The organism is Streptomyces cellostaticus (assembly GCF_001513965.1).
Classification (GTDB): Bacteria; Actinomycetota; Actinomycetes; order Streptomycetales; family Streptomycetaceae; genus Streptomyces; species Streptomyces cellostaticus.
The window spans coordinates 154,157-178,205 of the sequence record NZ_KQ948032.1; the positions used below are offsets into that span (position 1 = coordinate 154,157).

The 24,049-nt window shown below is 69.8% G+C and carries 25 protein-coding genes; 16 read left to right on the forward strand and 9 right to left on the reverse strand.

Annotation, left to right across the window (positions count from 1 at the left end; genetic code table 11):
• Positions 1–151 precede the first annotated feature (151 nt).
• On the forward strand, positions 152–412 hold the full coding sequence (locus tag AQI88_RS28865; protein WP_067004717.1) for a hypothetical protein: 261 nt from the start codon (positions 152–154) through the stop codon (positions 410–412).
• 206 nt (positions 413–618) lie between these two features.
• Here the strand turns inward: AQI88_RS28865 and AQI88_RS28875 are convergent, their stop codons facing one another.
• The 3 genes from AQI88_RS28875 to AQI88_RS28885 all read right to left on the reverse strand — a co-directional run bounded on the left by AQI88_RS28875 (position 619) and on the right by AQI88_RS28885 (position 2,506).
• Positions 619–1,026: a hypothetical protein gene (locus AQI88_RS28875; RefSeq protein WP_067004721.1), complete on the reverse strand. Its 408-nt coding sequence runs from the start codon at positions 1,024–1,026 to the stop codon at positions 619–621.
• Between the two features lie 116 nt (positions 1,027–1,142).
• A complete protein-coding gene (locus AQI88_RS28880) occupies positions 1,143–2,063 on the reverse strand; it encodes a cupin domain-containing protein (RefSeq protein WP_159050412.1) in 921 nt (306 codons plus the stop codon).
• A 209-nt stretch (positions 2,064–2,272) separates the two neighbouring features.
• Positions 2,273–2,506: a hypothetical protein gene (locus AQI88_RS28885; protein WP_067004725.1), complete on the reverse strand. Its 234-nt coding sequence runs from the start codon at positions 2,504–2,506 to the stop codon at positions 2,273–2,275.
• 359 nt (positions 2,507–2,865) lie between these two features.
• On the opposite strand from AQI88_RS28885, the gene AQI88_RS28890 reads away from it, so the two are divergent.
• Complete coding sequence (locus tag AQI88_RS28890) at positions 2,866–4,662, forward strand: SpoIIE family protein phosphatase (protein ID WP_244184373.1); 1,797 nt, start codon at positions 2,866–2,868, stop codon at positions 4,660–4,662.
• Positions 4,663–4,681: 19 nt separating this feature from the next.
• On the opposite strand, the gene AQI88_RS28895 is transcribed toward AQI88_RS28890, so the two are convergent.
• Entirely contained in the window at positions 4,682–5,284 is a 603-nt protein-coding gene (locus AQI88_RS28895; RefSeq protein WP_159050413.1) for a hypothetical protein, read from the reverse strand.
• 456 nt (positions 5,285–5,740) lie between these two features.
• Between AQI88_RS28895 and AQI88_RS28900 the strand changes: the two genes are divergently transcribed.
• From AQI88_RS28900 to AQI88_RS28945, 9 genes are all read left to right on the forward strand, one after another.
• Positions 5,741–6,001 (forward strand): hypothetical protein, encoded by a 261-nt coding sequence (locus AQI88_RS28900; protein WP_067004729.1) that lies wholly within the window; start codon positions 5,741–5,743, stop codon positions 5,999–6,001.
• Positions 6,002–6,076: 75 nt separating this feature from the next.
• On the forward strand, positions 6,077–6,421 hold the full coding sequence (locus tag AQI88_RS28905) for a hypothetical protein (protein ID WP_067004731.1): 345 nt from the start codon (positions 6,077–6,079) through the stop codon (positions 6,419–6,421).
• Between the two features lie 133 nt (positions 6,422–6,554).
• Positions 6,555–7,076 carry a DUF5994 family protein gene (locus tag AQI88_RS28910; protein ID WP_067004733.1) on the forward strand — a complete coding sequence of 174 codons (522 nt, stop codon included), beginning with the start codon at positions 6,555–6,557 and terminating at the stop codon, positions 7,074–7,076.
• 71 nt (positions 7,077–7,147) lie between these two features.
• Positions 7,148–7,603, forward strand: a complete 456-nt coding sequence (locus AQI88_RS28915; protein WP_067004734.1) for an STAS domain-containing protein — start codon at positions 7,148–7,150, stop codon at positions 7,601–7,603.
• Positions 7,600–8,016, forward strand: a complete 417-nt coding sequence (locus tag AQI88_RS28920; RefSeq protein WP_067004736.1) for a DUF5994 family protein — start codon at positions 7,600–7,602, stop codon at positions 8,014–8,016. Before AQI88_RS28915 ends, AQI88_RS28920 begins: the two co-directional genes overlap by 4 nt.
• Positions 8,017–8,300: 284 nt before the next feature.
• Entirely contained in the window at positions 8,301–8,741 is a 441-nt protein-coding gene (locus AQI88_RS28925) for a guanyl-specific ribonuclease (RefSeq protein WP_067004785.1), read from the forward strand.
• A gap of 1,027 nt (positions 8,742–9,768) precedes the next feature.
• Positions 9,769–10,500: an LPXTG cell wall anchor domain-containing protein gene (locus AQI88_RS47950; RefSeq protein WP_107118686.1), complete on the forward strand. Its 732-nt coding sequence runs from the start codon at positions 9,769–9,771 to the stop codon at positions 10,498–10,500.
• 378 nt (positions 10,501–10,878) lie between these two features.
• Entirely contained in the window at positions 10,879–11,748 is an 870-nt protein-coding gene (locus AQI88_RS28940; RefSeq protein ID WP_067004740.1) for a trypsin-like serine peptidase, read from the forward strand.
• Between the two features lie 147 nt (positions 11,749–11,895).
• Positions 11,896–12,621, forward strand: coding sequence for a glycoside hydrolase family 16 protein (locus tag AQI88_RS28945; RefSeq protein WP_067004742.1), 726 nt, complete (start codon positions 11,896–11,898; stop codon positions 12,619–12,621).
• A 162-nt stretch (positions 12,622–12,783) separates the two neighbouring features.
• Here AQI88_RS28945 and AQI88_RS28950 read toward each other — a convergent pair whose 3' ends face one another.
• Complete coding sequence (locus tag AQI88_RS28950) at positions 12,784–13,815, reverse strand: medium chain dehydrogenase/reductase family protein (protein WP_067004787.1); 1,032 nt, start codon at positions 13,813–13,815, stop codon at positions 12,784–12,786.
• 153 nt (positions 13,816–13,968) lie between these two features.
• Here AQI88_RS28950 and AQI88_RS28955 point away from each other — a divergent pair, with 153 nt between their 5' ends.
• Positions 13,969–14,625, forward strand: coding sequence for a TetR/AcrR family transcriptional regulator (locus AQI88_RS28955; RefSeq protein WP_067004743.1), 657 nt, complete (start codon positions 13,969–13,971; stop codon positions 14,623–14,625).
• On the opposite strand, the gene AQI88_RS48865 is transcribed toward AQI88_RS28955, so the two are convergent.
• A complete protein-coding gene (locus AQI88_RS48865; RefSeq protein WP_341849525.1) occupies positions 14,549–14,956 on the reverse strand; it encodes a DUF4232 domain-containing protein in 408 nt (135 codons plus the stop codon). The genes AQI88_RS28955 and AQI88_RS48865 overlap by 77 nt on opposite strands.
• Positions 14,957–15,125: 169 nt before the next feature.
• On the opposite strand from AQI88_RS48865, the gene AQI88_RS28965 reads away from it, so the two are divergent.
• Positions 15,126–17,273: a protein kinase domain-containing protein gene (locus AQI88_RS28965; protein ID WP_067004747.1), complete on the forward strand. Its 2,148-nt coding sequence runs from the start codon at positions 15,126–15,128 to the stop codon at positions 17,271–17,273.
• Between the two features lie 233 nt (positions 17,274–17,506).
• On the opposite strand, the gene AQI88_RS28970 is transcribed toward AQI88_RS28965, so the two are convergent.
• Positions 17,507–18,085, reverse strand: a complete 579-nt coding sequence (locus AQI88_RS28970) for a hypothetical protein (protein WP_244184375.1) — start codon at positions 18,083–18,085, stop codon at positions 17,507–17,509.
• 507 nt (positions 18,086–18,592) lie between these two features.
• Between AQI88_RS28970 and AQI88_RS28975 the strand changes: the two genes are divergently transcribed.
• The gene (locus AQI88_RS28975) at positions 18,593–19,840 is read left to right on the forward strand and encodes a DUF4365 domain-containing protein (RefSeq protein WP_067004751.1); all 1,248 of its coding nucleotides are present in this window, start codon (positions 18,593–18,595) and stop codon (positions 19,838–19,840) included.
• 137 nt (positions 19,841–19,977) lie between these two features.
• Here AQI88_RS28975 and AQI88_RS28980 read toward each other — a convergent pair whose 3' ends face one another.
• A complete protein-coding gene (locus tag AQI88_RS28980; protein ID WP_067004753.1) occupies positions 19,978–20,781 on the reverse strand; it encodes a calcium-binding protein in 804 nt (267 codons plus the stop codon).
• Positions 20,782–21,141: 360 nt separating this feature from the next.
• A complete protein-coding gene (locus tag AQI88_RS28985) occupies positions 21,142–22,092 on the reverse strand; it encodes a LysR family transcriptional regulator (RefSeq protein WP_067004755.1) in 951 nt (316 codons plus the stop codon).
• A gap of 137 nt (positions 22,093–22,229) precedes the next feature.
• Here AQI88_RS28985 and AQI88_RS28990 point away from each other — a divergent pair, with 137 nt between their 5' ends.
• Positions 22,230–23,150: a zinc-binding dehydrogenase gene (locus AQI88_RS28990; RefSeq protein ID WP_067004789.1), complete on the forward strand. Its 921-nt coding sequence runs from the start codon at positions 22,230–22,232 to the stop codon at positions 23,148–23,150.
• 30 nt (positions 23,151–23,180) lie between these two features.
• Positions 23,181–23,636 (forward strand): nuclear transport factor 2 family protein, encoded by a 456-nt coding sequence (locus AQI88_RS28995; protein ID WP_067004757.1) that lies wholly within the window; start codon positions 23,181–23,183, stop codon positions 23,634–23,636.
• Positions 23,637–24,049 lie beyond the last annotated feature (413 nt).

Here is a 24,049-nt window from a genome sequence, read left to right on the forward strand (position 1 = left end):
GCGGTCCTTCACACCTGCCAGCCAGCGTGGACACGGGGTGCACTGCCTATGCCGCAGACACCGCTGTCGCGACGGAAGTGGCGGCATAGGACGCTTGCTTCAGTTACGGCAACGCCCTCCGCGGACCACTGCAAAGGAGTCTTGGACTCGTATGGTGACCGTGCGGATCGTCGAGCAGCCCGGAGCCGGCCGCGGCCTGGTCACCGAAAATGCCCTCAGGGAAGACGATGTGGTGGCCACGATCTGTGGGGCCGAGTGCCGCTCCTACCCCACTCGCACGTCCGTCCAGATCGCGGCCGACCGGCACATCGACGGCCTGCAGGTCGTGGCCTACCTCAACCATTCCTGTGAGCCGAGCACCTACGTGGACGTCAAGGCTCTGACGGTCACCGCCGCTGCCGCGGCGCCCTGACGAGGATCACCAGTCACTGGGACCACGGTCACCGGGCAGACGCAACAGCAGACCCGGACAGTGACAGGGCCGGCCACACTGGGAGCAGTCCGCCTCGCCGGTCGTCGTCGCCCGTACCCAGTAGTCGTGCAGAACGGTGACGGGCTGCCAGCCAGCGGCCTTCAGCACGCCCTCGCTGCGGTCCGGCTCATTGTGCAACCAGGAGATCACGTACGCCTCGGTGCATCGTTGTCGCAACCATTGCGAGCGCCGTGCGGTGAGGGCGCTTCCGACGCCGCGTCGGCGCATCGGGGCGGCCACGGCATGGTACCCAGACGTCCGATTCGGCGGCCGTCGGCGGACGGTGGGGTGGTGGGAAGGGCACTGACCGGCATGGGAGCGACGAATTCCCCGTAACTGTCGTCGTCCAGCACGCAGGCAGTGGCCGCACCCACCACAGCCGATTGCATCCCTGCGCGAGCGACCAGGAAGAGCAGCGTCCCGTCGTGGACACCTTGGAGTGCCTGGTCGACGCTGAGCATGCCGCGCCCCACGACCGCCTCGAACAGGGTGATGGCCGCCGTCACGGCCGACCGGTCGTGGGGCCCCAGTTCGGTAACCGCCCAGTCCGTCATGGCCGATAGGACTCCTCATGGTTTGGCGGCGGTGCCCGGTCTACGTGGCCCGAAGAAGATGAGCGCCCGCTGCTCAACGCACGCCGACCGGTACGAGAGCGAGAACCGCCTGAGGGCTATTCGAGCGGGGTCCTGGCGAGGACCTCGCGCAGGACCGGCCACGAGAGGTCGGAGTACGTGGTGAACTTCTCCTTGGTGCGCTTGGTCTCGTGGATGTACTCGAAGACCTCGCGGGTGAGGTCCGCTCCCTCGTACGCGTCCAGGTGCACCTCGTTCTCATTGAGATACACGTGGAAACTCGCCCCGAAATCGGCGCTGTCGTTCATGAGCCCGTCGCTGCTCATGACTCCGCCGTCCATCGGGCAGAACACCTTATGCACGGCGTACGTGTCACGGGTCAGCCACGCGCACTGGCCGGGTGTGAGCGTCACCAGCCCGCGCTTCTCGGCGTCCCAGTCCAGCTTTTTGTACGACATGACATCGAGCTGTCCGGCGAGACAGTAGATGATCCCCGTAGTGTTTCCGTGCGAATGGATCGGCGAATAGTGCTGCGCCGGCCAGATCTCCAGGACCACCGGTGAGCCGTACTTCGCGTTCTCGTCGAAGGCCGGCTCCGGGACTCCGTGCTGCTGCCTGGCCAGGCCGTCGTACTTGCCCTTGCCGGTGCAGGCCACCCGGATGTACGGGGGGTGGCTCTTGTCGCCCCTCTCGCCGTAGACCTTGTCGTGCAGGATCTGCCGCAGCAGCCGGGGCGAGGTGTCCGTGCGCGGGTCGAGATGCCAGCGGATCGCCTGGGTCTCCCAGGCGGACAGCCGGATGTTGGCGGCCTTGCGGGCGAGGTCCATCACTGCCGGGGGAACCATGAGCTGGCGGACGTACTCGTCGAACGAAGAGGGCTGGGAGATGACGAGCGCTGGTTCGATCCTTTCGGCCTGGATACGCAGCCGGCGTTCCTGCTCGTTGGTGATGTAGAAGGGCGGCGGAGGCTCCACATCGGTCTCGGTCGACGTGGCGGGTGTGGGGGGTGCTTGCGTCATGCTGGAATTGTCGACGCCATCGGGGACGAAAAAGGCCCAATATGACCGATAAGGGGAATTCGCGGGGCGCGCTTCCCGTCGCTGCGGAACCGATCCTTCGGCGTCACACACCGCTGCGACAAAGACCCTGATCGAGTGATGCTGCCCGGGGTAATCGCGCGAGGGAGCCCTTCCGAGCCGGGCCGCGAAGAAGTCCCTCGCACTCACGCCTATTCCATGCCACGTCCGCCGAGGGGGACGCCGCCCAGGGAGATGAATCCATCGGCGAGGTCCACCGCGGGAAGGGCGGCCAGCTGGGCCTCCAAAGAATCCTTCAACTTGATCGGTGGAGCCGGCTCGATGAAGGCGTCACTGGTCTGGAGGTCGTAGACGAGTTCGTCGATCTCCTCCCGGGTGGTCGAGGGCATGACGAACGCGTGGACGTGATCGCCGACCTCGGACATCGACCATTTGGCGAGCAAGCCCGCGTTGGGGCGGCGGAAGCGGACGCTGAACGACCCGGGTACCGAAGTCCCTTCCAGCCGACGGAACTTCGGTGGCGGAAGGCCGTGTCGGAACGGCACGTCTCGGGCAGGACTCGGCACACGGAACAACCGAGCGGCGCAGACCCACGTCGAGACCACCGGCCGGCAGAGGCAGGCCCGGCCGGAGCGGCCGTACCGCGGTGTCGCGGAGGCACTGTCCTGTCGGCCGTGCGGCCGGGTACCCGAAGAGGGACCATCGGGGCACGGATATCTCTGCGGCCCGGCGGCCCAGGGGTCCCGGGTCGCGGTGTGGTCTGTGTGGGAAGGACGGCGGCGGCGTGGTGGAGGGCTTGAGGTCCGGCGGAGACCACGAGAGACGGCTGTCGGCGGCGGAGCCGGATCTGTGGCGGCAGGTCGTCGAGCAGCTGGGCACGGCCGTTGCCGTGCTCGACCCGGCCGGGCGGATCGTCGCGGTCAACCCGGCGGCCGAGCGGCTGCTGGGTCGCGCGGCAGCGGTGGTGCACGGGCAGGACCTGCATGACCTGTGCCATCGGGACCCGGGAGGCGCCCTCATCCCACGAGAGCGCTGCCCGCTGCTGCGGGCGCTGGCCGAGGGGCGTCCTGCACGCGGGGACGACGACCGGTGCCTGCGGGGTGACGGACGGCTGGTCCCGATCTCCTGGTCGGCCACGCCCCTGACGGACGACGACGTCTCCGGCGTCTCCCTGGGCATGGCCGTGCTGATCGTCGAGACCGCGGCGGACCGCCGTGCTCAAAGGGAAGGTGCGGAACGTGCGGAGCAGTCAGAGCGGGCGGAACGGGCGGAACGAGCCGCTCATACGAGCGCTCTGGAGAGTCTCGCCGAGCGGTTGACACTCGTCGCGGAGATCACCGACGTGCTCGGTCAGACCCTGGAGGTGGACGAGGCCCTCGCCCGGTTGGGCCGGCTCCTGGTTCCCCGCCTCGCCGACTGGGCCGCCGTGGACCTGCGGGTCGGCTCCCGCCAGGTGCACCGAGTGGCGGTGACCGGCCCCGAGGGCCGTGACGCCGGGCAGGAGGACTGGCGCGGTCACCTGCCCCCGGCCGGGGAGGCGGCCCACTCGCCCCTGGTCCAGGTGCTCAGCGGAGGCGGTCCCGTGCTGCAGGACCGGCCGGACCTGGACGCAACGCCCGACTCCCCCCTCGCCACCGTCCACAGCGCCTTCCTCGGAGCAACCGGCGCGGCATCCGTCATCACGGTGCCGCTGGGCAGCAGAGGGCGGGTCACCGGTGCGCTGACACTGGTGCGCACCGAGGCGGCACGGCCCTTCGACACCGGCGATCTGGACGTGGTGAGCGACATCGGCCGCCGGGTCGGCCTGGTCATCGACAACGCCCGCCGGTTCGGCCGGCAGCGCGCGGTCGCCGAGGCCATGCAGCGCAACCTCCTCCCCCCGCTGCCCGAGCACGGCCGGTTCCAGCTGGCCGCCCGGTACCAGCCCGCTCCGGCCGGCTCCCAGGTCGGTGGGGACTGGTACGACGCGTTCCCGCTGAGGGACGGCACGCTCGCCCTGGTCATCGGCGACGTCGTGGGCCACGATCTGACCGCCGCTGCCGGGATGGCGCAGCTGCACGGCATCCTGCGCTCCCTCGCCTGGGACCACCCCGGGCCGACCGGTGCCGTCGTGGACCGCCTCGACGACGCCATGCACGCCATCACCACCGTGCAGATGGCCACTCTCGTCCTCGCCCGGGTGGAAGGTCCGGACACCGGCCCCTGGACGTTGCACTGGACCAGTGCCGGGCACCCGCCGCCCCTGCTGCTGACCCTCGACGGGAACGCGCAGTACCTCGAATCCGGGCAGGGACTCATCCTCGGAACCCACCTGGGCGCCGGCGGTCATCGGCCGAGCGCGACCCACGCCCTGCCGCCGGGGTCCACGCTCCTGCTCTACACCGACGGCCTGATCGAAGTTCGCGGCAGCGACCTGGACAGCGGGCTCGCCCGGCTGCGCCGTCATGCCCTCGCCCTCGCCCGCGATCCACTGGACACCCTGTGCGACCGGCTGTCCGCCCGGATGGCCCCCGGCAGCACCGACGACATCGCCCTTCTCGCCCTGCGCCTGCCCGTGCCCCTGACCGGGGCCGAGGCGTAATCCATGACAGGGTGGCCGCTCACGACTCCGGAGCCAGCACCAGAACGCGGAACGGACCGGACGGCACGGCCTGGAGGGTGTCGTCTCCGGCGTAACGCCAGCCCCAGGACCGCATTGTCTCCACGGTCCTGTCGTCCCGGACATCCACCAGCGCGACGCCGAGCGCAGCACCGTGGTCGGCGAGCAATCGCCGCTGCAGGCGCCGGGCGAGGTTCCAGACGTGGTCCCGGTACTCCCGGCGCACGCGAGGCGGGACGACGATCCCGGAGACGACGAAGAGCCGGCCGGAGGCGGCACGGCGGAGCAGACTTCCCCGAACGTGTCCGTCGAAGCCCGCCCACCATGGACCCGCGCCGCCCGTGGGGAAGCCGTAGGCGTATCCGGTCAGGGCGGTGGTCTCCGCGATCAGCAGTGAGAACCCCGGTCGTCGTGCGTCGGCCGCAAGATGGTGCAGGAAGGCGACACGCGCCTCGTTCCACGCCCATGGGTCGCCACCGGAGGTCTCCGCGTACAGGTCGCCCAGCTCCTGCAGACGGTCCGCGACCTGACCACGCGTCAGCGGGCGGACGCGTTCTGCGACCTGGGGCGAGGACTTGCGCTCCCTCGTCGGCGTGCCTGGCACGCGGGTACGCGGCCTGCCCCGTGCGGGCCGGAGCGCGGGGAGGGTCAAGGTCGTCGGGAGGAACACCTGCGCGGTCATGACCAACCCTGCCCCGGGCGCGGACGAAAGCCGCCCCGGCGTCGTCGATCCCCGGGAACGGCACCGGTGCCTGAGGCGGTGCGCGGCGTGCCCTCGGTACCTCCACCGTACTCCCGGCCGGGCCCGCCTCGACGACTGCGACCCGGCGGTCGCTGTTCTGCCGGCCCAGGCCGGCTCGCGTCGCCACCGGGCTCGGCCTGGCGACCGGCAGGTGGCCGGTCGATCGGTCGATCATGGGACGCATGGCCGCCCTTACCCGGCATATCCTTCAGAAAGGGGGCGGCCGTGGAAACGCGACGTAGCCCCCGCACCGTCGCCCGGCGTTTCGGGCAGCGACCGGAATCATGGTTCGTACCCGTCGCCTGCCAGGAGGTCCGTATGGAGCACGAGCCCTTGCCCTCCGAGGGCCACGCCGAGGTCCGCATCGTCGCCGCGACGCCGGAGATCGCCCGTCGCGTCGCCGAAGTACTCCGGCGCTGCTTCGCCTCGACCGAGCAGCGCAGCTACCCCGCCGGCCGTGAAGGAGGGACCCGGCTCCATCTCACCCTCGACACCGCGCGCACCTCGGAACCCGCACGGTCCTGGCTCGCGACCAGTAAATCGACAGAGCAGGCGCACGCTCACACCGACGAGGTATGAACCGCGGCTGTGAGGCCGCGAGGATCCAACGTCGCGTCCGTCCCCGCGCGGCCGTCATCCCGGAGAGCGACAGCCATGACGAAACTCAGCGAACGCAAGAACAACCGTGAGGCGGTCCTGCGGTCCCTGTACCGGGCCGTCGGACTCAATCGCCCCGAGGTCAGCGGATCGGTGCTCCGCGCCGAGCTGGGCCTGCCCGACGAGGACCTCTCCGCCGCCTGCGCCTATCTGGCTGACGAGGGCCTGATCAGCGTGGACTGGACGTCGCACCGGACCCCTGCGGCCGTCTCGCTGACACATGAGGGCATCTGCCTGATGGAGGAGCTGGAGGAAGAACAGGGGGAGGAACAGGAGGAACAGGAGAGGGCGGAGAAGGCGGAGAAGGCGGAGAAGGCGGAGAAGGCGGAGGCGGACGGCTGAGCCGTCCGCTTCGCCTCGGCCAGGAGTAGCCTGACGGCACCGAGAGCTTTTCGCGCAGCGCTTCCGGCGGTGCCGTTCCCGGCGAGGGACGAAACGGGTAGTCGTCCCACGGCTCCCGGGACGGGACCGCACGATGGATCCCACCAGAACACCGGCCGAAGGCGCATCCGGTGCCGACGCGCACACGTACCGCATGCCCCTCCCCCGTCTGACCCTCACCCCGGACGTCAGCCACGGCCCGCTGGACGGGGCCCGGTGGCCGCGCTGTGACACACTGGAACTCGAACTTCCCTCGCTCGTCGGCTCGTTGGAGCCGGAGCCGGGGGTCGCGTTACGGGTCTCCGTGGACCCCGCCGGGTGGCCCGACGCCCCGCACACGGTCATGGCGCCCGGCCGGGTGATCGCCGTGGAGCCGGCCGGACCCGGAAGCGACGCGCGCGTCATCACCCTGGACTGCGGCACCGTGGGCCGCTGGGTGCTCCTGGTCGTCCCGCCCGAGGAGCCCGCCGGAACAGCCGCCCGGCTGCTGGCCGCCGCCGACCCCGAGAACCCGCTGACCGCCGCGCGCATGCTGACGCTCGCCTGGGGGTGCCCCCAGGCCGTTCAGGCACTGGGGGAGGGTCGCCCGGTGGGCGCGACCGGGGAGACGGAATGAGGCACGGGGCCCCTCGGGAGCCCACGGCAGGGACGACCGACCTGTCTCAACCACCATCCTCGCGCGAGCCGTTGCCCACTCAGGACGAAGCGCCTGCGCTCTTCGAGGAGTGCCGCATCGTCCGCGCACGCGGCGAACTGGACACGCGGACCGTGGCCCCACTGGTCCGCGCCCTGGCCGATGCCCGCGCGGCCCGGCCCGGACGGCTCCTCCTGATCGTGGACCTGAGTGAGGTGACCTTCACCGACTGCAGCATCCTGACGCCACTGTGCGAGGCGTGGGCCGACTGCCGCGCCCGGCGCGGCTGGATACGCATCGTGTACGACAACCACACGACCGACCTGATCTTCCGCCACTCCGGCCTGCTCGACCGCTTCCCCGCCTACGCGAACGCACAGGACGCCTGGGAGGGGCGAACGGCCGACGCCGCACTCCGCCTCCCCGCGAGCGCACTCCTGGCCGCCGAGGCGCACCGTCCGGCCGAGGACGTCGTACCGCGCCGAACCACTCGACAGGACACCTCATGAGCGACCGACTACGACGCCCGCCACCGGCCCCGCCCCTCCTCCGCCTGTACCTCGCGCCCGAGAGCACCGTGCCACGCCGTATCGACGGGGCCTGGTGGCCGCGCACCTTCGATCTCCTGACGGAACTCCCGCCGCTGCTCTCCGGTCTGCCCCGCGCCTGGGGTCAGATCGTCAGTGTCCTGGTGAACGGCACGGGGTGGGCCGGGGTACCGGGCCGCATGCTCGTCTGCAACCAGGTCGTCCGGCTGCGCAGGACCACCACGGAGCGCACGCCGAGCACCATCGTTCTGATGGCCCCCGCCCATGGGCGCCGGGATCTGCTGGTCGTGCCGCCGGCGGCCACCGAGCCGGCCGCCGAATCGCTCATGTCCGCCGTGGGACTGACACCGGAGCAGGGACACTTCGCGAGCTGAGTGCGCGGGTTCGGCTCGTCCGACGGCACGGGTAGGGGAAACTGCGGCGGCTCGTCGGACTGCGCGTGGAAGGAGAAACCGTCGACGCCGCCAAGTTCTGACGTCGAACCCGTCGCCCGGAGGCGGGTCGGGAGGCAGCCCCTGCAACTGCGCTACGGCGCCCGGAGGTTGGCCGGTGACGGTGAGGCGACCAGAGCGCCCTTGGGCTGTCGCTGTGAAATACAGCGACAGTTCACCTTCTCAACATTGACAGGGGCATGTCTACGCGCGTCATGCTGGGCGGCATGAACTTCCCCCCACAGATCACCAGGATCGGCGCCGCGGGCGCCCTCGCCGCGGCCCTGCTCTTCGGCGGGACCGCGGTGGCCGCAGCACCCGCCGTCGCTGCCACCGCTCACGTCACGACGACGCACGCCATAGCCGTCGACGCCAGCGACATCGGGAACATCTGCTACTCCCGGCTCCCCTCCGAGGCGCACGACACCCTCAGCCTGATCGACCAGGGCGGCCCCTTCCCCTTCCCCAAGGACGGGACCGTCTTCACCAACGTCGAAGGCGTGCTCCCGCCCCAGAGCGCCGCCGACTACTACCACGAGTACACCGTCATCACGCCCGGTGCGCCGACCCGTGGCGCACGGCGCATCGTGACCGGCGAGCAGTCCCAGGAGGACTACTACACCGCCGACCACTACAGGACCTTCAACCTCATCGACCGCACCTGCTGATCCCCACCGGCGCCAGCTGACGAACCGTCCGCACGGCGGCCGGGCTGCACCCGCACCCCGGCCGCCGCCGCGCACCCGGCCTGCCCCTGGCGGCCTTCCCCGCACGTACCGGCCGAGCTGCGGATGGCCTGGTGGCCGCGCTGCCCCAGCCTGTGTCCACGTCGTGAAGGACGGCACCGTCCAATCCGCGCGAGCCCTTGCCCCCACCGGCGCCGAAGCCGCGCAGCGGACCGCCGACGTGTCCTGACCGGCTACCCCACGGGCCCCGGGAGATACGGCGTCCCCGGGGTCCGGTACGGGGGCGTGCTGTCCAACGACGCCGGTTCCCCGTGCGTCACCCGTCAGGCCGGCTCGCGGATCACTGGGGTAAGCCATCGGCGGTACGCCGCCGCGTCCTCCCGCAGAGCCCGGCTCACCGCCACATGCTTCTCCGAGACACGCCAGCCGACCGCGCCGGCGACTGGCAACTCCCACACGTGCAGCTCAAACGGACGGGCCTTGCGCCCCAACTCCGTCTCCACCGCACGGACGAGGCCCTTCATGGCCACGGCGATGGCCGCGCATCATGGCGCCCCGGACGCCCGGCCTCCGCGTACTCGCGGCCCCGGGCAGAACTCCACCGCACGGCGTCATCGAAGCACTCGCGCACCAGCACCCCGAGTTCCTCGCCGCCCTCGAAACCGGACTCCGGCGCAAGGAACCCACGATCGGGCTCCTCGTGCCGCGTCAGTTCGCGATCCCACCGTCGAGCCCACTGCACCGACGCCTCTGGGACCGCACGAGGCGCGAGGCTCGCCCGCGTCCCGACCGCCGGCACCAGCGGCGGCACATCGATGCCGGCGCGCGGACGCAGACCAGCCGCATCCCGCACGAACAACCCGATCTCGAGCTCCTGCGAGGTCCCGCTTCGGACCTGCCGGCTGGGCGACCCTGCATATCGCATGACGGACACCCTCCGCCGCTGACGCCGCCCGGACCATTCGAGCACGGCGCCGTCAACGTCGACTGGTGGGACCTGCACAACGGCATGGGCACAGCACCCACCTCCGTCAACGGTGAGACCGACTACCAGGACGAGGGCGTGCTCTCCAGCGGAAGCTGCCACGGCGGGAGTTGTGAACCCTCTCGCGAGACACCCTTCCCCACCTACTGGGGTATCCGCTCGCTGACCGCACTGGCCCGGCCCGGCGACACCATGGTCAAGGCGTCCTCGGGCAACCCGTCGGTCGCCGTGCACGCCGTGCGGAGCAGCAACGGCGCCCTGAACGTCATACTGATCAACAAGAACCCGCAGAACACGGCGCAGGTGTCGCTCTCCTACGCCGGATACACCCCGGCCCCCGGAACGGTCACAACCGTTTCGTACGCCAAGGGCGACACCGCCCTGACCACGGCGACGCGCGGAACGGCGACCGCACAGACGCTGCCCCCGTACTCGATCACCACTCTCCAGCTCAAGCCCTCGTCCGCCACCACCGGCAAGGGCATCCCCTCTCCCGCCCCCACGCCGACCGCCGCCACGCCGACCCCCGCTGCACCGGTTGCCTCCGCCGCAGGCACGATCGGCACCCGTGCGCAGGCGAAGGCGGCCGGCGCACCCCTCGGCCGGCCGGCCCAGAACAGCACGGCCGGCGACCTGGCCTCCACCGGGATGAGCAACGCTGTCACCTACAGCGCCGCCGGCGCCCTGCTGGCCATCGCCGCCGGCTCCGTGCTGGTACTTCGCATACGCCACAGCAGGACTTCCCACGGCAGGTGAACCCGCGCCAACGGCCGACGGCCGGCTGACGACCTTGGGCGCACTTGGGGGCGGGGCAGGATGGCCTGGGGGTAACGGGACAGGGCGGCACGGTCCAGGGCACGAGTCGCATCTCCCGATCGTGCCGCCCACCACTGACAGTTCCGTCGGCCCCGTTCAACTTGCTGGGCGACGCTCAGCGGGCGGCCAGCACCAGCGCCAATCCGATCAGCGCGGGAACAGTCATCACGCTCTTGTCGCCGGGCAGGTGCAGGAACATGACGTAGCGGGTGGCATCCTCGACCAGGGTGCCGATGGCCGATCCGGACGGTGGGGTGTGAGGGGAGCCTCCCAGTGAAGCACCTCCCGAATTCCCGACCCTCGTCGGATAATCATTTTGTGCGCTCGCTAGCCAGGAATTCCGTCCTGCCCCTGACTCTGGTCATCGTCGGGGCAGCTGCAGTGGTGGGCGACGCCGCGGAGAAAGCCCATACGGCCAGAAGCAGCTGGCGCAGCGGTTTCGGCAAGTCCGGCGAACCGGGCCAGTCCCCGCAGGGCCAGGACCAGGACCTCCCCGCGACGGCCCCGGCCAAGGACGGCAACGCGTACACCCCCCGCAGGACCGAGGAGAACGCCCGGATCGGCGCGGTCTTCGAGAAGGACGACCAGGGCTCCCACTTCTGCACGGCGAGCGTGGTGCGGAGTCCGGGCCGGAACATGCTGGTCACTGCGGCCCACTGCGCCTTCGACGCCGACTCCGGACAGCCGCTGAACGACCTGGTCTTCGCCCCCGGCTACCGCAACGGCGACGAACCCACCGGCCTGTGGAAGGTCAGCAAGGTGGTCGTCGACGACCGCTGGGCCAAGTCGCAGGACGAGGACCTCGATGTCGCCTTCCTCGTCCTCGACCAGAAGGACGGCAAGGACATCCAGGACGTCCTGGGCGGCAACACCCTCGGCACAGACCGCGGCTTCGACAACAAGGTCAAGATCACCGGCTATCCCACCAGCCGTGACACCCCGATCTCGTGCCGGAACCGCACCACGAAGTTCAGCGACACCCAGCTACGCATCCGGTGCACCGACCTCGAGGACGGGACCAGCGGCAGCCCCTGGCTCGCCGACTACGACCCCAAAAGCCACACCGGCACGGTCATCGGCGTCCTGGGCGGCCACGAGGGCGGCGGCGACCAGGACGATGTCTCCTACGCCGCGTACTTCGACGACGACATCGCCAAGCTCTACCGGCGCGCCCAGGACGAGGACTGAGCCCACCTGGTGTCTTTCAACTTCAGAAGCCATGAGGCGATCGACGCCGCGCATCTTGTCAAACATTGAACTGACTTCTAGAGTCCGGCACTGAAGGGAGCGTGGGACCGCTCCCACGCCTCATGTCATCCGAGCAATGGAGCCGCGATGTCATCTGCACTTCTCAGGCCGGGACGCCTGACAGTCGCCGCCCTGGCGGCGCTGTCGCTGCTTCTCCTGGGACAGCCGCAAGCCCACGCGGCGTCCTGGGGAGCCCCCCAGACCATCAACTCGTGGAACACCATCAACGGACGATGGACCGCCAACAACGAGCTGGAGACCTACACCCCCGACTGCGTCTGGTACGAGGGCAACACCCTCGTCATCAAGACCTACAGGTCGGGCAGCACGTACTACTCGGGCCGCGTGGAGTCCAAGGCACTCTACGGCTACGGCACTTACAGCTTCACCGCGAACATGCCCAACGGCCAGGGCCTGCTGCCTGCGGTATGGGCGGCCTACCTGAATCCGTGGCTGCCCGAGTTCGACGCCGCCGAAATCGTCGGCCAGAACCCGAACACCGTCTACCAGACCTCCCACGACTCCAACAACGCCCAGACCCAGTTCTCGAAGACAAACTCTGCGGGCTGGACCAACGCGTACCACACGTACTCGTTCACCTGGTGGCCCGATCACATCGACTACGCCGTGGACGGCACCATCACCGGCACCAAGTGGTACACCACCGCCCCGGGTGTCGGGATGCACTTCATCGTCAACACCGCCGTCGGCGGCGACTGGCCGGGCAACCCCAACGACTCGACATGGGCCACAGCAGACGGCGCGAGGTACCTGAAGGTCTCCTCGATCACGTACACCCCGTACCAACCGTAAGGGCTCCGCTTCAGGACCCGAACTCGGAGGATTGCCGAGACCGTGCGCATGTGCGGGTGCAGGGGTCGGGGCTGCTGACCGTGCGAGTTCGACGGGCCGGTGCTGACCATGATGGTTCTCCCCTTTCGTTGGGGAGACCGGATCGGGCCACTCGGGTGCTTGCTACGGGTGCAGGACGACCTTTCCGGCGACGGTGCCCGACTCGGCCAGCCGCAGGGCGTCGGCGACGCGGGTGAGCGGCAGTTGCGCGGCGATCTGGGCTGTGACCTCGCCGCGCTGGAGGGCGGCGAAGACCTGGGTGAGGTCGGTTCGGAGGCGGGTGCGGAAGCGGTTCTTGGCCAGGGCCCGGCCGGCCCAGACATTGAAGAAGTACGCGCGGCGGCGGTTGGGCAGGGCGTTCCACAGCCACACCCGGCCGAGCAGCTTGAGGACGGGCCACTGCTTGGAGCCCTCGTCGTCCCGGGTCGAGGCGCTGCCGTACGAAACGAGCGTGCCGCCGGGGGCGAGGAGGCGCCAGGAGTCGACGATGCCGCGGCCGCCGACGTGGTCGAAGACGGCGTCCACCCCGTGGGGGGCGAGTTCACGGATCCGTGCGGCGACGTCGTCGGTGCGGTAGTCGACGGGGACGACTCCCCTTTCCCGCAGGGTGTCGTGGTGGCGCTCGGACGCCGTGCCGATCACCTGCGCGCCCGCGGCCTGGGCGAGCTGGACCAGAACCGATCCGACACCACCGTTCGCGCCGTGCACCACGACGGTGTGCCCCGCACGGACGCGGGCCTTGCGGTGCAGCATCTGCCAGGCGGTGATGCCGTTGACGACGAGGGTCTCCGCCTGAGCCGCGCCGACGCCGTCGGGCACCGGCACCACATCCGCCGCGTCAACGAGCACGTGGCTGGCCCAGCCACCGACCTTGACCAGCGCGGCGACCCGAGTGCCGGCCAGGCGCGGCTCGACGCCCTCACCGGTCGCCAGCACCGTGCCCACGAGGTCGTAGCCGGGCACGAACGGGAAGGGCGGCTGGTCGTAGTAGCGGCCACGCCGCATCTGCTGCTCGGCGAAGGAGACGCCGGTCGCCTCCATCCGGATCACGACCTGCCCCGGGCCCGCGGCGGGTACGGCTCCATGCCGGATCTGAAGTCCTTCGGGCTCGACCTTGCCCGGCAGAACGACCTTGACGAGTCCTTCGACGTCCATGACGACCTCCACTGCGCCCCAGATGCTGTTACTTGTGTTCGCGTCCGTTAGAAGTTGTAACTCAATGCCTCACGGATAGTCAATAGCTTTAGTGATAACCTCTAACTAGATCGTGCGGTGGCAGCCGCAGCAGTGCGGAGAGGTGGTAGGCCAGTGACGGAACAGGTCGCGAAGACCCCGCGTGCGCGCTACCGCGCCCAGGTGTGTGCGGAGATCAAGCAACGCGCGTGGGAGCAGATCGCCACGGCGGGCGCGTCCGCGCTCTCCCTCAACGCGATCGCCAAGCAGATGGGCATGAGCGGACCCGCGCTGTACCGGTACTTCGACGGCCGCGACGAGCTGATCACCGACCTCGTCAGGGACGCGTACCGAAGCCTCGCCGACACCTTCCGCGCGGCCTCACAGGGGGGCGCCGATGTGACCGCGCTGGCCCACGCCTTGCGGGGATGGGCCCTGCAGGACCCCCAGCGCTACTTCCTCATCTACGGCACGCCCGTCCCCGGCTACCGAGCGCCCGACGACACCACCGCGATCTCGTCCGAGATCATGGCAACCCTGTTGGACGCCTGTGCCGCGCTGCCCTTGGACGGAGCGGCGACACCGTTCGACGCGCACCTCGAAGACCACCGGGACTGGGCGGACGGCCATCCCGCCCCGCCCGCGGCCCTCCACCGGGCCCTGACCTTCTGGACCCGGCTGCACGGCGTCCTGTCACTGGAACTCGCCGGCCACTTCACCGGTATGGGAATCGACCCCGAGCAGCTCTTCGCCGCCGAGCTGGCCGCCCTGGCGGGTGCGCCGGCGAACTGACCACGTCACGCCCCCCTTGGCACGTGCCCACGGCCTGCCCTTCAGAGCAGACAACCACGGTCAGCAGGGTCCTGTCGGCGAAGAACACGCCCAAGGTCTTCTCCTTGGCTCCGCCTTCGCCGTCGGGGGTGGACGTCGTGATGCCCGCGTACGCGGACTGGCCGGACTTGAGCGTCACCACGGCCTGCAGCGTGGTCTCCTCGGCCCACGGCAGCGGAACCTGGGCGTCGGCGCCGGCCCAAATGGAGGACTGCGGGGGCGCCCCACCGAGACCGCCGGCTCTGGCGCACCGGGCACACACGCACACCTCGACGCACTTCGGCATCGACATCGACTCAGCTTGGACGGCCGGGAGTTGAGCCCTCCTCTGGACGGATGACCCATCGCACGGTCAGGGACTCAGGGACACCGACGCGCGATATCGGCGGCTCCGTTTCCGGGGCGGCAGGCCCTACTCTGATCCCCGTGAGGCAGACAGGCGCTGGGAAGGACGATCGGCGATGACGCCCCTGAGCACCGGGGACCCGGAGTCCATAGGCGGCTACACCCTTCTCGGCCGGCTCGGGGCGGGCGGCATGGGAGTCGTCTATCTGGGAGTCTCCGCCTCGGGACGGCAGGTCGCGGTCAAGCTCGCGCGCGGGCCGTATGCCCAGGAAGAGGAGTTCCGGACGCGCTTCCGCCAGGAGATCGCGGCAGCGCGCAGAGTGAGCGGCGCCTTCACCGCGCCTGTCGTGGACGCCGACCCGGACGCCGACCGGCCATGGATGGCCACGCTCTACGTGCCGGGGCTCAACCTTGCCGAAGTCGTGGAGAAGGACGGCCCGCTGAGCCAGCGGGAACTGCGCGCGCTGGGGCTGGGGCTCACCGAGGCGCTGCGCGACATCCACCGGGCGGGCCTGGTGCACCGGGACCTCAAACCGCGCAACGTCCTGATGACCGAGGACGGGCCGCGCGTCATCGACTTCGGCATATCGCGCGCTTCCGACCACCAGAGCCACACCACGACCGGGCGGATGATCGGCACTCCGCCCTTCATGTCGCCGGAACAACTGGCCGCTCCCCGAGACGTCACCCCCGCCTCGGACGTGTTCTCGCTGGGGTCGCTGCTGGTGTTCGCGGCCGTCGGCACGGGACCGTTCGACGCCGACAGCCCGTACATAACCGGCTATCAGGTGGTGTACGGGACCCCGGACCTCGGCGGGGTACCCGAAGCGCTCCTGGGCATTGTCGAGCGCTGCCTGGACAAGGACCCGGCCGCACGGCCGGAACTGACGGACATACACCGCATGCTCCAGGCGCTGCCGGAGTCCGACGTCACCGAGTCCCCGAAGACCGGGCAGTCCGCGAAATCCCGGCGCTGCCCCACTTCTCGGAGCGCGGCCACCACCTCCGCGGATGCCGCGACCAGCGCCGGCAAGCGCCGCCGCGCACGGATGCTGCTCACCGGCCTCGGCGCGGCGCTGGCCGTTGCGGGGCTGTGTGTCGGGGTGGGTGTCTTCGTGTCCGATCAGAACACCACTACCGCCTCCGAGACCGCCGCCACAGCCACCGCCCGTGCCGCGTCACTGCCCGACGGCTGGCGGCCGTGGCGCACAAAGCTGCGGTACGACGTGAAGGGTGTCCCTCTCGACTACGACAGCCCCGGATGCGTGGCGGAGGCAAGCGCCCTGTTCTGTGGCGGTACGGGCTTCACGGCCGCCAGGATCGACGCCGCCTCCGGCCGCACCCTTTGGCGGACCGGTACCCGCCCTCAGGGGGTGCAGCCGATCGGCGTTCGCGACGGGCTGGTCTATGTGTACGAGGATCCGGACGACACGACCAGGCGCGTGGTGGCCCTCGACGCCACTACCGGGCACCGGCGGTGGCAACGCGACATCAACAAGTCCGAGGACCCGGTCCTGTACGACGGCGGGTTACTGACCCTGTCTCCCGACCACTCGTCGTTCGTGGCCTACGGGCCTTCCGGCAAGGAACTGTGGCGGGCGCCCTCGCTGGACGAGTACTGCACTCCGTCGGCGCTGGGAGGCGTCCCCTACGCCCTGTGCTCGAAAGCCACCGAGCCCGGCCAGGCCCCGGTCGAACTGATGAAGCTCGGCCCCGGCAGCCTGACCGGAACCGCCAGACTGCCCAAGAAGGCGGAAGCGCTCGGCACTGTCGGCGGGCAACCCCTGTTCCTCGCCCCCCAGACCGCGAAGGACGTGTACGACGCCGGGTACGAACGGCCGTACAACGCGCTGCTGCGGGTGGCCTCGGAAACCGGGCAGGTCAGACGGATACCACTGGCACGTCCGCTGACCGGCGCGGCCACCCTTGTGGACGGCGTCGTCTACTTCGTCCGGTCCGACGGATCGGTCACCGCGGTGTCGGCGGACAGCGGAAAACAACTGTGGCAGAAGGTGACGGACGTGGAGAGTCTGTCTGCGCCCGCGGTGTCAGCGACGTACAAGCGGGTCTATTTCTCCAACCGCTTCGGCCGTCTGCTGGCACTGGACAGCCGCACCGGAGCGGAGGTCTGGCGCACCTCCGCACTGGACGACCCCGGGGACAAAGCGCAGGACTATCCGCCGCGCGTGCTGCTCGTCAAGGACGCGATCGTGGCAACGGCCGGCGACACGGCCTTCTCCCGGAGCCCGCACGGGCCCACCTGACCGGCCGAGGCAATCAAAGCGTGCCCATAAGAGCCGCCGTCCAGGCGCCATCGCTTCCCAAGCTGAGAGCGCGAGTTTCTCGTCACCCGATCCATGTCCCGTCCCCGTACCGCGGTCGAACGCTACATGGGGAGATCTCGGCTCATGGGTCCGACAGTGGGGCGGACGGTCCGCCACAGACGCCGGTCAGGGGGAGAGGCAAGCGGCGGCCACGATCGGCATCTGGCAGGAAGTCATGTCCGTCCGCGCTTGTTTCCGATCGCATAGGCGAGACCCCACGCCGCGGCTGCAGCGATCACGAGGCCGAGCGGGGAGAACCAGTCGACTCCGCCGCCGGTTTCGTTGTTCCACCATGCCTTGGCCGGCCAGAAGGGCTCGTGCTGCAGCAAGTCCCAGGCAACCCTGGGCGTTTCGCTGTCGGCGATGATGAGCGGGAGGGAGTTGGCGAAGCCGAAGAAGGCACCGAGCGCGGCGATGACGGCCGCACCGATCCGGGCTCCGTTGCTGCGGCGGCCCACCAGGCCGACCAGGGAGCCGACCACGGATCCGTTGAGCAGTGCGTGGCCCAAGTAGAGGATGTTGGCCGTGGTGAGCGACTGCTCCTTGTACGTGGCCACGTTGATGCCGCTGTAGAGAAACGAGACGACGACCGAGACGAGAAACCCGAGGAAGACCGCGCCGACCGGGTTGCCAGCCGCGTTCGGCCGTTGTCCGAAGGGCGGTGCCTGGAACGGCGGTGCCGGGTGCATCGGCGCCTGGCCGGGAACGGGCGGCAGCCCGAACTGCACCGGAGCCTGCCCATGGGCAGGCATCGGCGCGAACCCCTGTGGCTGCTGCGGCGGGGCGGGCTGGTTGTACGGGTTGTAGGGGACCTGCGGTGGCTGTGAAGGCGGCGGTGCCGATGGGAACGGCGGCTGGCTCATTGGTGTCCCCCCGGAGTGAAGTGGCAGAAACAGCAAGTTATCAGCGAGATCGGGAGGGGGCCGTCGGAGCCCGAGCGGGCCATGTGAAGGGCGCTGACGACAGAGCGCGAACGGTGCGGGGGCGGCGTGGGCGGTCGCGCCCCGCCCCGCCGACCCTGCGCCGGGCATCAGCACACGTGCCCGCCACGCAACCGCACGATCAGCACTCGCATGAGTCGACCGGCCCCGAAGCAGGCACGCCCGGCGGTGCCGAGACGACCTGCACACAGGCTCCGACAAGCTCCGACGCGTCACATCCTCCGAGACCGGATGTCAGAGGCATGAGGCAGAGTGACGGAGGACGACACCGGCCCCGGAGCCACCTGGGTCAGGCGAGAAACCTCCCGGAGAGACGGCATGCCGAAGATCCCGAAAGGGCGACGCGTGGCGCAGGCCGCCGTGAACGCGCTGCGCGCCCTGCTCGAAGAGCATGATCACATCGTCCAGGAGATATCCGGTCAGAACGACTTCGGCGAGGACTTCTACGTCACCTTCACCGACGACGGGGATCTCACGAGCGACACGATCAAGGTGCAGGTAAAGGGTGGAGAGAGCTGGCGCCGGGGCAACGGTTACGCGGTGCCTGTCGACCAGCACGGCGACACCTGGGCGGACGGGAACATCCCCGTCTACTGTGTGGTGTACGACCCGGACACCAAGAGCCTGTACTGGGCGAACGCCACCCAACAGCTGCGCAGGTCCGGCCCTTTGACTCCGCCGCGCCATATCGGTGTCAGCCCCAACGCGATTCTGGACGACACCACCATGGCGTCGTTCGTCACCCGGGCCCGCCGCTACGTCGGACGCTACCGAGGCCGACAGGCGGTCCTCACCCACCTGAGTGAGATGTCCGGGGCCGACTTCGATCCGGCCGACCACGTCCTGCACTTCGTCAACGGCTACGACGAAGACCTCATCTTCTGGAAGCGTCCAGGGGACGCATGGGCGACGCTGCTTCTCAGCGCCCACGACTGGGAGCCGTATCTCGTCAGCCTGGAGTCCCTGATGCGGTCAGAGATCCGGCCGCCAGGCGATGAAGGCGGCGGGCCCGTGGGTGAATGGGGCGACGTCGATCTGCCGACCGCCGAAGACCTGGAGCTGAGTCGGACCGAAGTCATGTGGGTGGCCTCGTGCTTCTTCTCCACTCGGCAAGCCGACGAAGGGCCCAAGGACTTGGCCGGCCGCACCGAATGCGAGGGGTGTCCCAGCTGCACGGGCGAGGAGCCCAAGGAGCACGCCGACATCGCGGCGGACGTCCTCCACGAATACGTTCTCGCACGCATTCTCGACCGGATCGAGGCCGAACCCGACCTGCTGCAACGCTCGATCCTGGCCATGCGCGAGGACAGCGAGCTCACCGCGGAGATCGTCGACGAGCTCGGCCCTCTCGAAACCGACCCACGGGTTGTCCGCCAGGTGAACAAGCTGAGCCGGGCAACGGTGGCGACGGTCTACGACATCGAACCGGCGGCATTCCGGCTGGCCGTCCACTACTTCATCCGCCACATCTACGTCGGCGGCCCCTCGCTCCCTCTCGACGAGCAGGTCCGCATCGTCTGGCGCGTCCCCGAGCCCACGGCACCCAAGGGCGCTTCGGAACAGTAAGGTTCCGGCCGTCCGGACCTGAAAGGCAACATCGCCTCCACACCGGTGGCCGTCCTGCCCTCGCTCCCCTGCAGGAGAGCGAGGGCGCCTTTATGTGATCGCCGTGCGCGTGTGCGCTGTCGCGAGCGGCGTTCGGGTTATTGCACGTCCACGAAGTCCCCGGCCGCCTTGACGGGCGGGGTGGTGGAGGTGCCTGCGAAGTTCCAGCGCCAGTAGCCGTCTTCGGACGCGGGGACCGTGGTCGTCAGGCTGCCGGTGCTGGAGGTGTACACGGTCTTGACGGTGGTGTAGGCCGTGGTACCGGCCTTGCGGAACTGGAGCTTGACCGGCTGGTTGGTGTAACCCAGGTAGGCGAGATTGTCCCAGTCGGCCCGGGTGAGCTTGCCGGTGACAGTGAGGGTCTTGCCCTTGGCGATCGGCTCCGGACCCGCGTCCACGGTGAGTTTGGAGTGCCGCTGCAGACGGGTCGTGGTGTAGCTCGCCGTATGGGTCCAGCTGTCGTCATTGGCCACCCCCTGCACACTGACCTTCCAGGTGCCGGCGTGGGCGTTGGTGAGCGCGGTGCCACCGTACTTCCAGTCCGGTTCGAGGGAGAACGTCTGCGAGCAGGTGGAGGTGGTGGCACTCGAGGCGACGCAGTCCGCGTGGTAGTGGAACTGGTTCGACACGATGCGGTCGTCGTAGGTCTCGTAGGGGTTCGCACCATCCGGTCCATGCCACAGGACGAAGTCCGCGTCCTGGATGCCCGACGGGTGGGTGAAGGTCCCTGACACCGTGACCGTCTTGGCGTAGAGATCGACCACGATGTCCTTGCCCCCGTCGAAGGAGACGTTGCTGATCTGGACGTCGGTCTGGGTCTCGCCCGCGTAGGCACCGGGGGCGGCGAAGCCGGCCAGCGCGGTGATGGTGCTGAGGACGGCAAAGGCGGCGCGCTTGCGCATGCATCTCCTTCACGAAGGGAAGAGTGGGAACCCGCCGAGTGGGGCACGGCGGGGCAGTCGAAGCCGGTGAACGGGGAACTTGGGCGCGCGTCGACCTGGGGCACCCGGCCGTCCGACGTGAGCGTCTTCGCGGTGCTGAACGGCGGTGTCACCCTCATTCCCCCGTTCACAGTGCCCATGGCTCAGGCACAGCCGTCACACAGACCGCTCGAACTATCAAGCGCACCTGCATGCCCAAACGTCACAGTCGTCACAGTCGGCACGGACGGGCTGACCGAGGACCCAACGCGGTCCGCTCCTGCGCCGACAGACTCAGGAAGAGAGGAGTCGGCGGCTGAACGTCGGTGACCGGGCAGGCGCCTAACGGACCGCCAGTTTCGGATGGTCGGTGTCCGGGAGCCAGTCGCGCTGTGGTTTGTACTCCAGCCAGCGCCGGGTACGGCCGGCTTCGGTGAAGCCGCGCAGCAAGGTGTCGAGCAGGGGGTGGCGGGACGACTCCCGCCAGGCCAGCGACCATGCGTACAGCGGTGTCGGCTCGACGAGCGGGATGCTGCGCAGGCCCGTGTGGTCCGGCAGCGGTGCGTCGGCGGGGAAGACGGTGAATCCCTCGGGGTCGGTGCGCAAGTGCTGGACGAGGTGGTCCAGGCCCAGGTTGGGGCCGTCGTGCCGCCGCGTGATCCGGAACTCGTCGGCGAAGCGGCGCAGGAAGTCCAGGCGGTTCAGTTCGGCCGGGCACCACAGGATGCTGTCGCGCAGGTCGGACGGGCGCAGTGCGTCGGCACCGGCCAGCGGGTGGGACGGGCTGAGCACCACGTCGACGGGTTCCAGCCGCACCAGCCGCTGGGTGAGCCCCGCGTCCCGGCCGTCGGGCAGCGGGTGCACCCGGCCGAATCCCAGGTCTGTGTCTCCGCGCAGCAGTGCCTGCGCGACTGACGGCCAGTCACGTCCCGGGCCCGGCTCCCACCGCACCGCGCCCAGCACCTGCACCGCCTCGGCGACCGTGCGCATCGGCGCGTACAGATGACCCCACGTGTCGATCCGTACGACCGGTCCGGTGCCCGTCACCGCCGCGACCGCCCGCTCGCCCGCCGCCAGCGCCTCGCGCGCGGCCGGCAGGAACCGCTCCCCCGCCTCGCTCAGCCGGATGCCGCCCTGGCGCTCGAACAGCCGCACGCCCAGCAACTCCTCCAGCCGCGCGATGCGTTTGGACAGCGCCTGCTGACTGGTGTTCAGTTCTTCGGCGGCCCGCCCGAAGTGCAGTGTCCCGGCGGTCGCGACGAAGGCGCGGACCAGGGCGAGGTCGAGGTCCATGCCGCTGACCCTATGCGACAACCCTCCGTTGTCGGCCGGGTGGCCGGGTTGTTGGCCGGGTCGGTACCGCACGCGGTCGGATGGTCCCCGGAAGCCACACCAGGGGATGCCCCTGGGCCACCGAGGAGATGACCACGATGAAAGCCTTCGTGCCGACCGGAGATCCCGCCGAGCCGGTCGTGCTCGCCGACGTCACCGAGCCGACGCCGCGCCCCGACGAGGCACTGGTGAAGGTCGAGGCGTTCTCGGTCAACCGGGGCGAGACGTTCAAGCTGGAGAAGCCCGCCCCCGGCGAACGCCCCGGCAAGGACATCGCAGGCCTGGTGGTGCAGTCGGCCGCCGACGGCAGTGGACCGTCCGGGATCACCCGGGTCGTCGGCCACCCCATGGCGGGCGGCTGGGCGGAGTACGTGGCGGTACCGACCGACGCGCTCACCGAGCTGCCGGACAGCGTCTCCGTGCTCCAGGGCGCGGCACTGCCGCTGGCCGGGCTCACCGCGCTGCGGCTGCTGCGCGCCGCCGGACCGGTGCTGGGCCGACGGGTCCTGCTGACCGGTGCCTCCGGAGGCGTGGGCCACTTCGTCACCGAGCTCGCGGCCGCCGCCGGAGCCCAGGTCACCGCCGTGACCAGGGACGCCGAACGCGGCGCCCGGCTTGCCGGACTCGGTGCCGCCGAGATCGTCCACGACGTCGCCGACGCCCGGGGCCCGTACGACATCGTGCTGGAGTCGACCGGCGGCCAGGCCCTGCCCGTCGCGCTCAAGCGGCTCGCCAGGCGCGGCACGCTCATCTGGTTCGGGCAGGCCAGCCGCACACCGGCGACGCTCGACTTCTTCGACTTCTTCACCGGGCCCGAATCGGCCGTCATCCGCCACTTCCACTACCTCGACGCCGACACCCGCCTCGGCGACGACCTGGCGGCACTCGTCCGGCTGACCGCCGAAGGCCGCCTGCACCCCGAGATCGGCCGCGTCACGGACTGGGCCGACACCGCGACCACCCTCACCGACCTGCGCGACCGCCGCATCCGCGGCAAGGCCGTCCTCACCCTTTCCTGAACCACACCGCAACGACCGAGGAGCTTGACCATGACCAGCACCACCGACCCCAGGGCCGTCGTCATCCGCTACGTCGAGGCCGTACGCGACGGCGCCGCCGACGTCATCCAGGACAGCCTCGCCGCAGACGCAACCTGGCACTACCCGGGCGACCTGCCCATTTCCAAGGTGTGGCACGGCCGCGACCGGATCATCAACGAGTTCCTCGGCAGCATGGGACCGGTCCTCGTCCCCGGCACCCTGGAAATCGAACTGGTCAGCACGATCGCCGAGGGCGACCGCGTGGTCGCCGAATGGACCTCCAAGGCCAAGACCGTGTACGGCGGCACCTACGACAACCGCTGCATCGGCATCTACACGGTGCGCGACGGCAAGATCGCCTCCGTCGTCGAATACGCCGACACCCAGCACGTGGCCGCGACTCTCTTCCCCGACCTCAACGCCCACCACCCCTCCGATGCCGAGATGGCGCCGCCGGTTCGATGAAGACGGCGCCACCGTCCCGGCTGTGCACCGCCCTGACCGCGGACGCTGCCAAGCAGCTCATCGCCGACGCCCGGCCCACGACCTGAGCGCGAACCCGGCCTCGGCCGGGATGCGCGACGTGCGGGTCGACCCGGTGAGCGGCCTGGGCCGGCGGGCCTTCCGGGAAACCGCCCATCAGGTACAGGCGCGGCAGCACATCACCGGGAAGCTGCCTGCCGGTCAGTGAGCCCGGCTGCGCGCTCGGGACGGGCTCAGGCGTGGGGAACCAGGTTCCGTTCGGTGCCGAGGGTGTTCATGCCGGTGTTGACGTACATCGTGGTTTCGCCGTCGGACCAGCGGACGACGAGGTCGTCGGTGCGGTGGTTGTCGGAGAAGTTGCCGGTGGTCATCACCGTGTTGTGCGTCCACAAGCC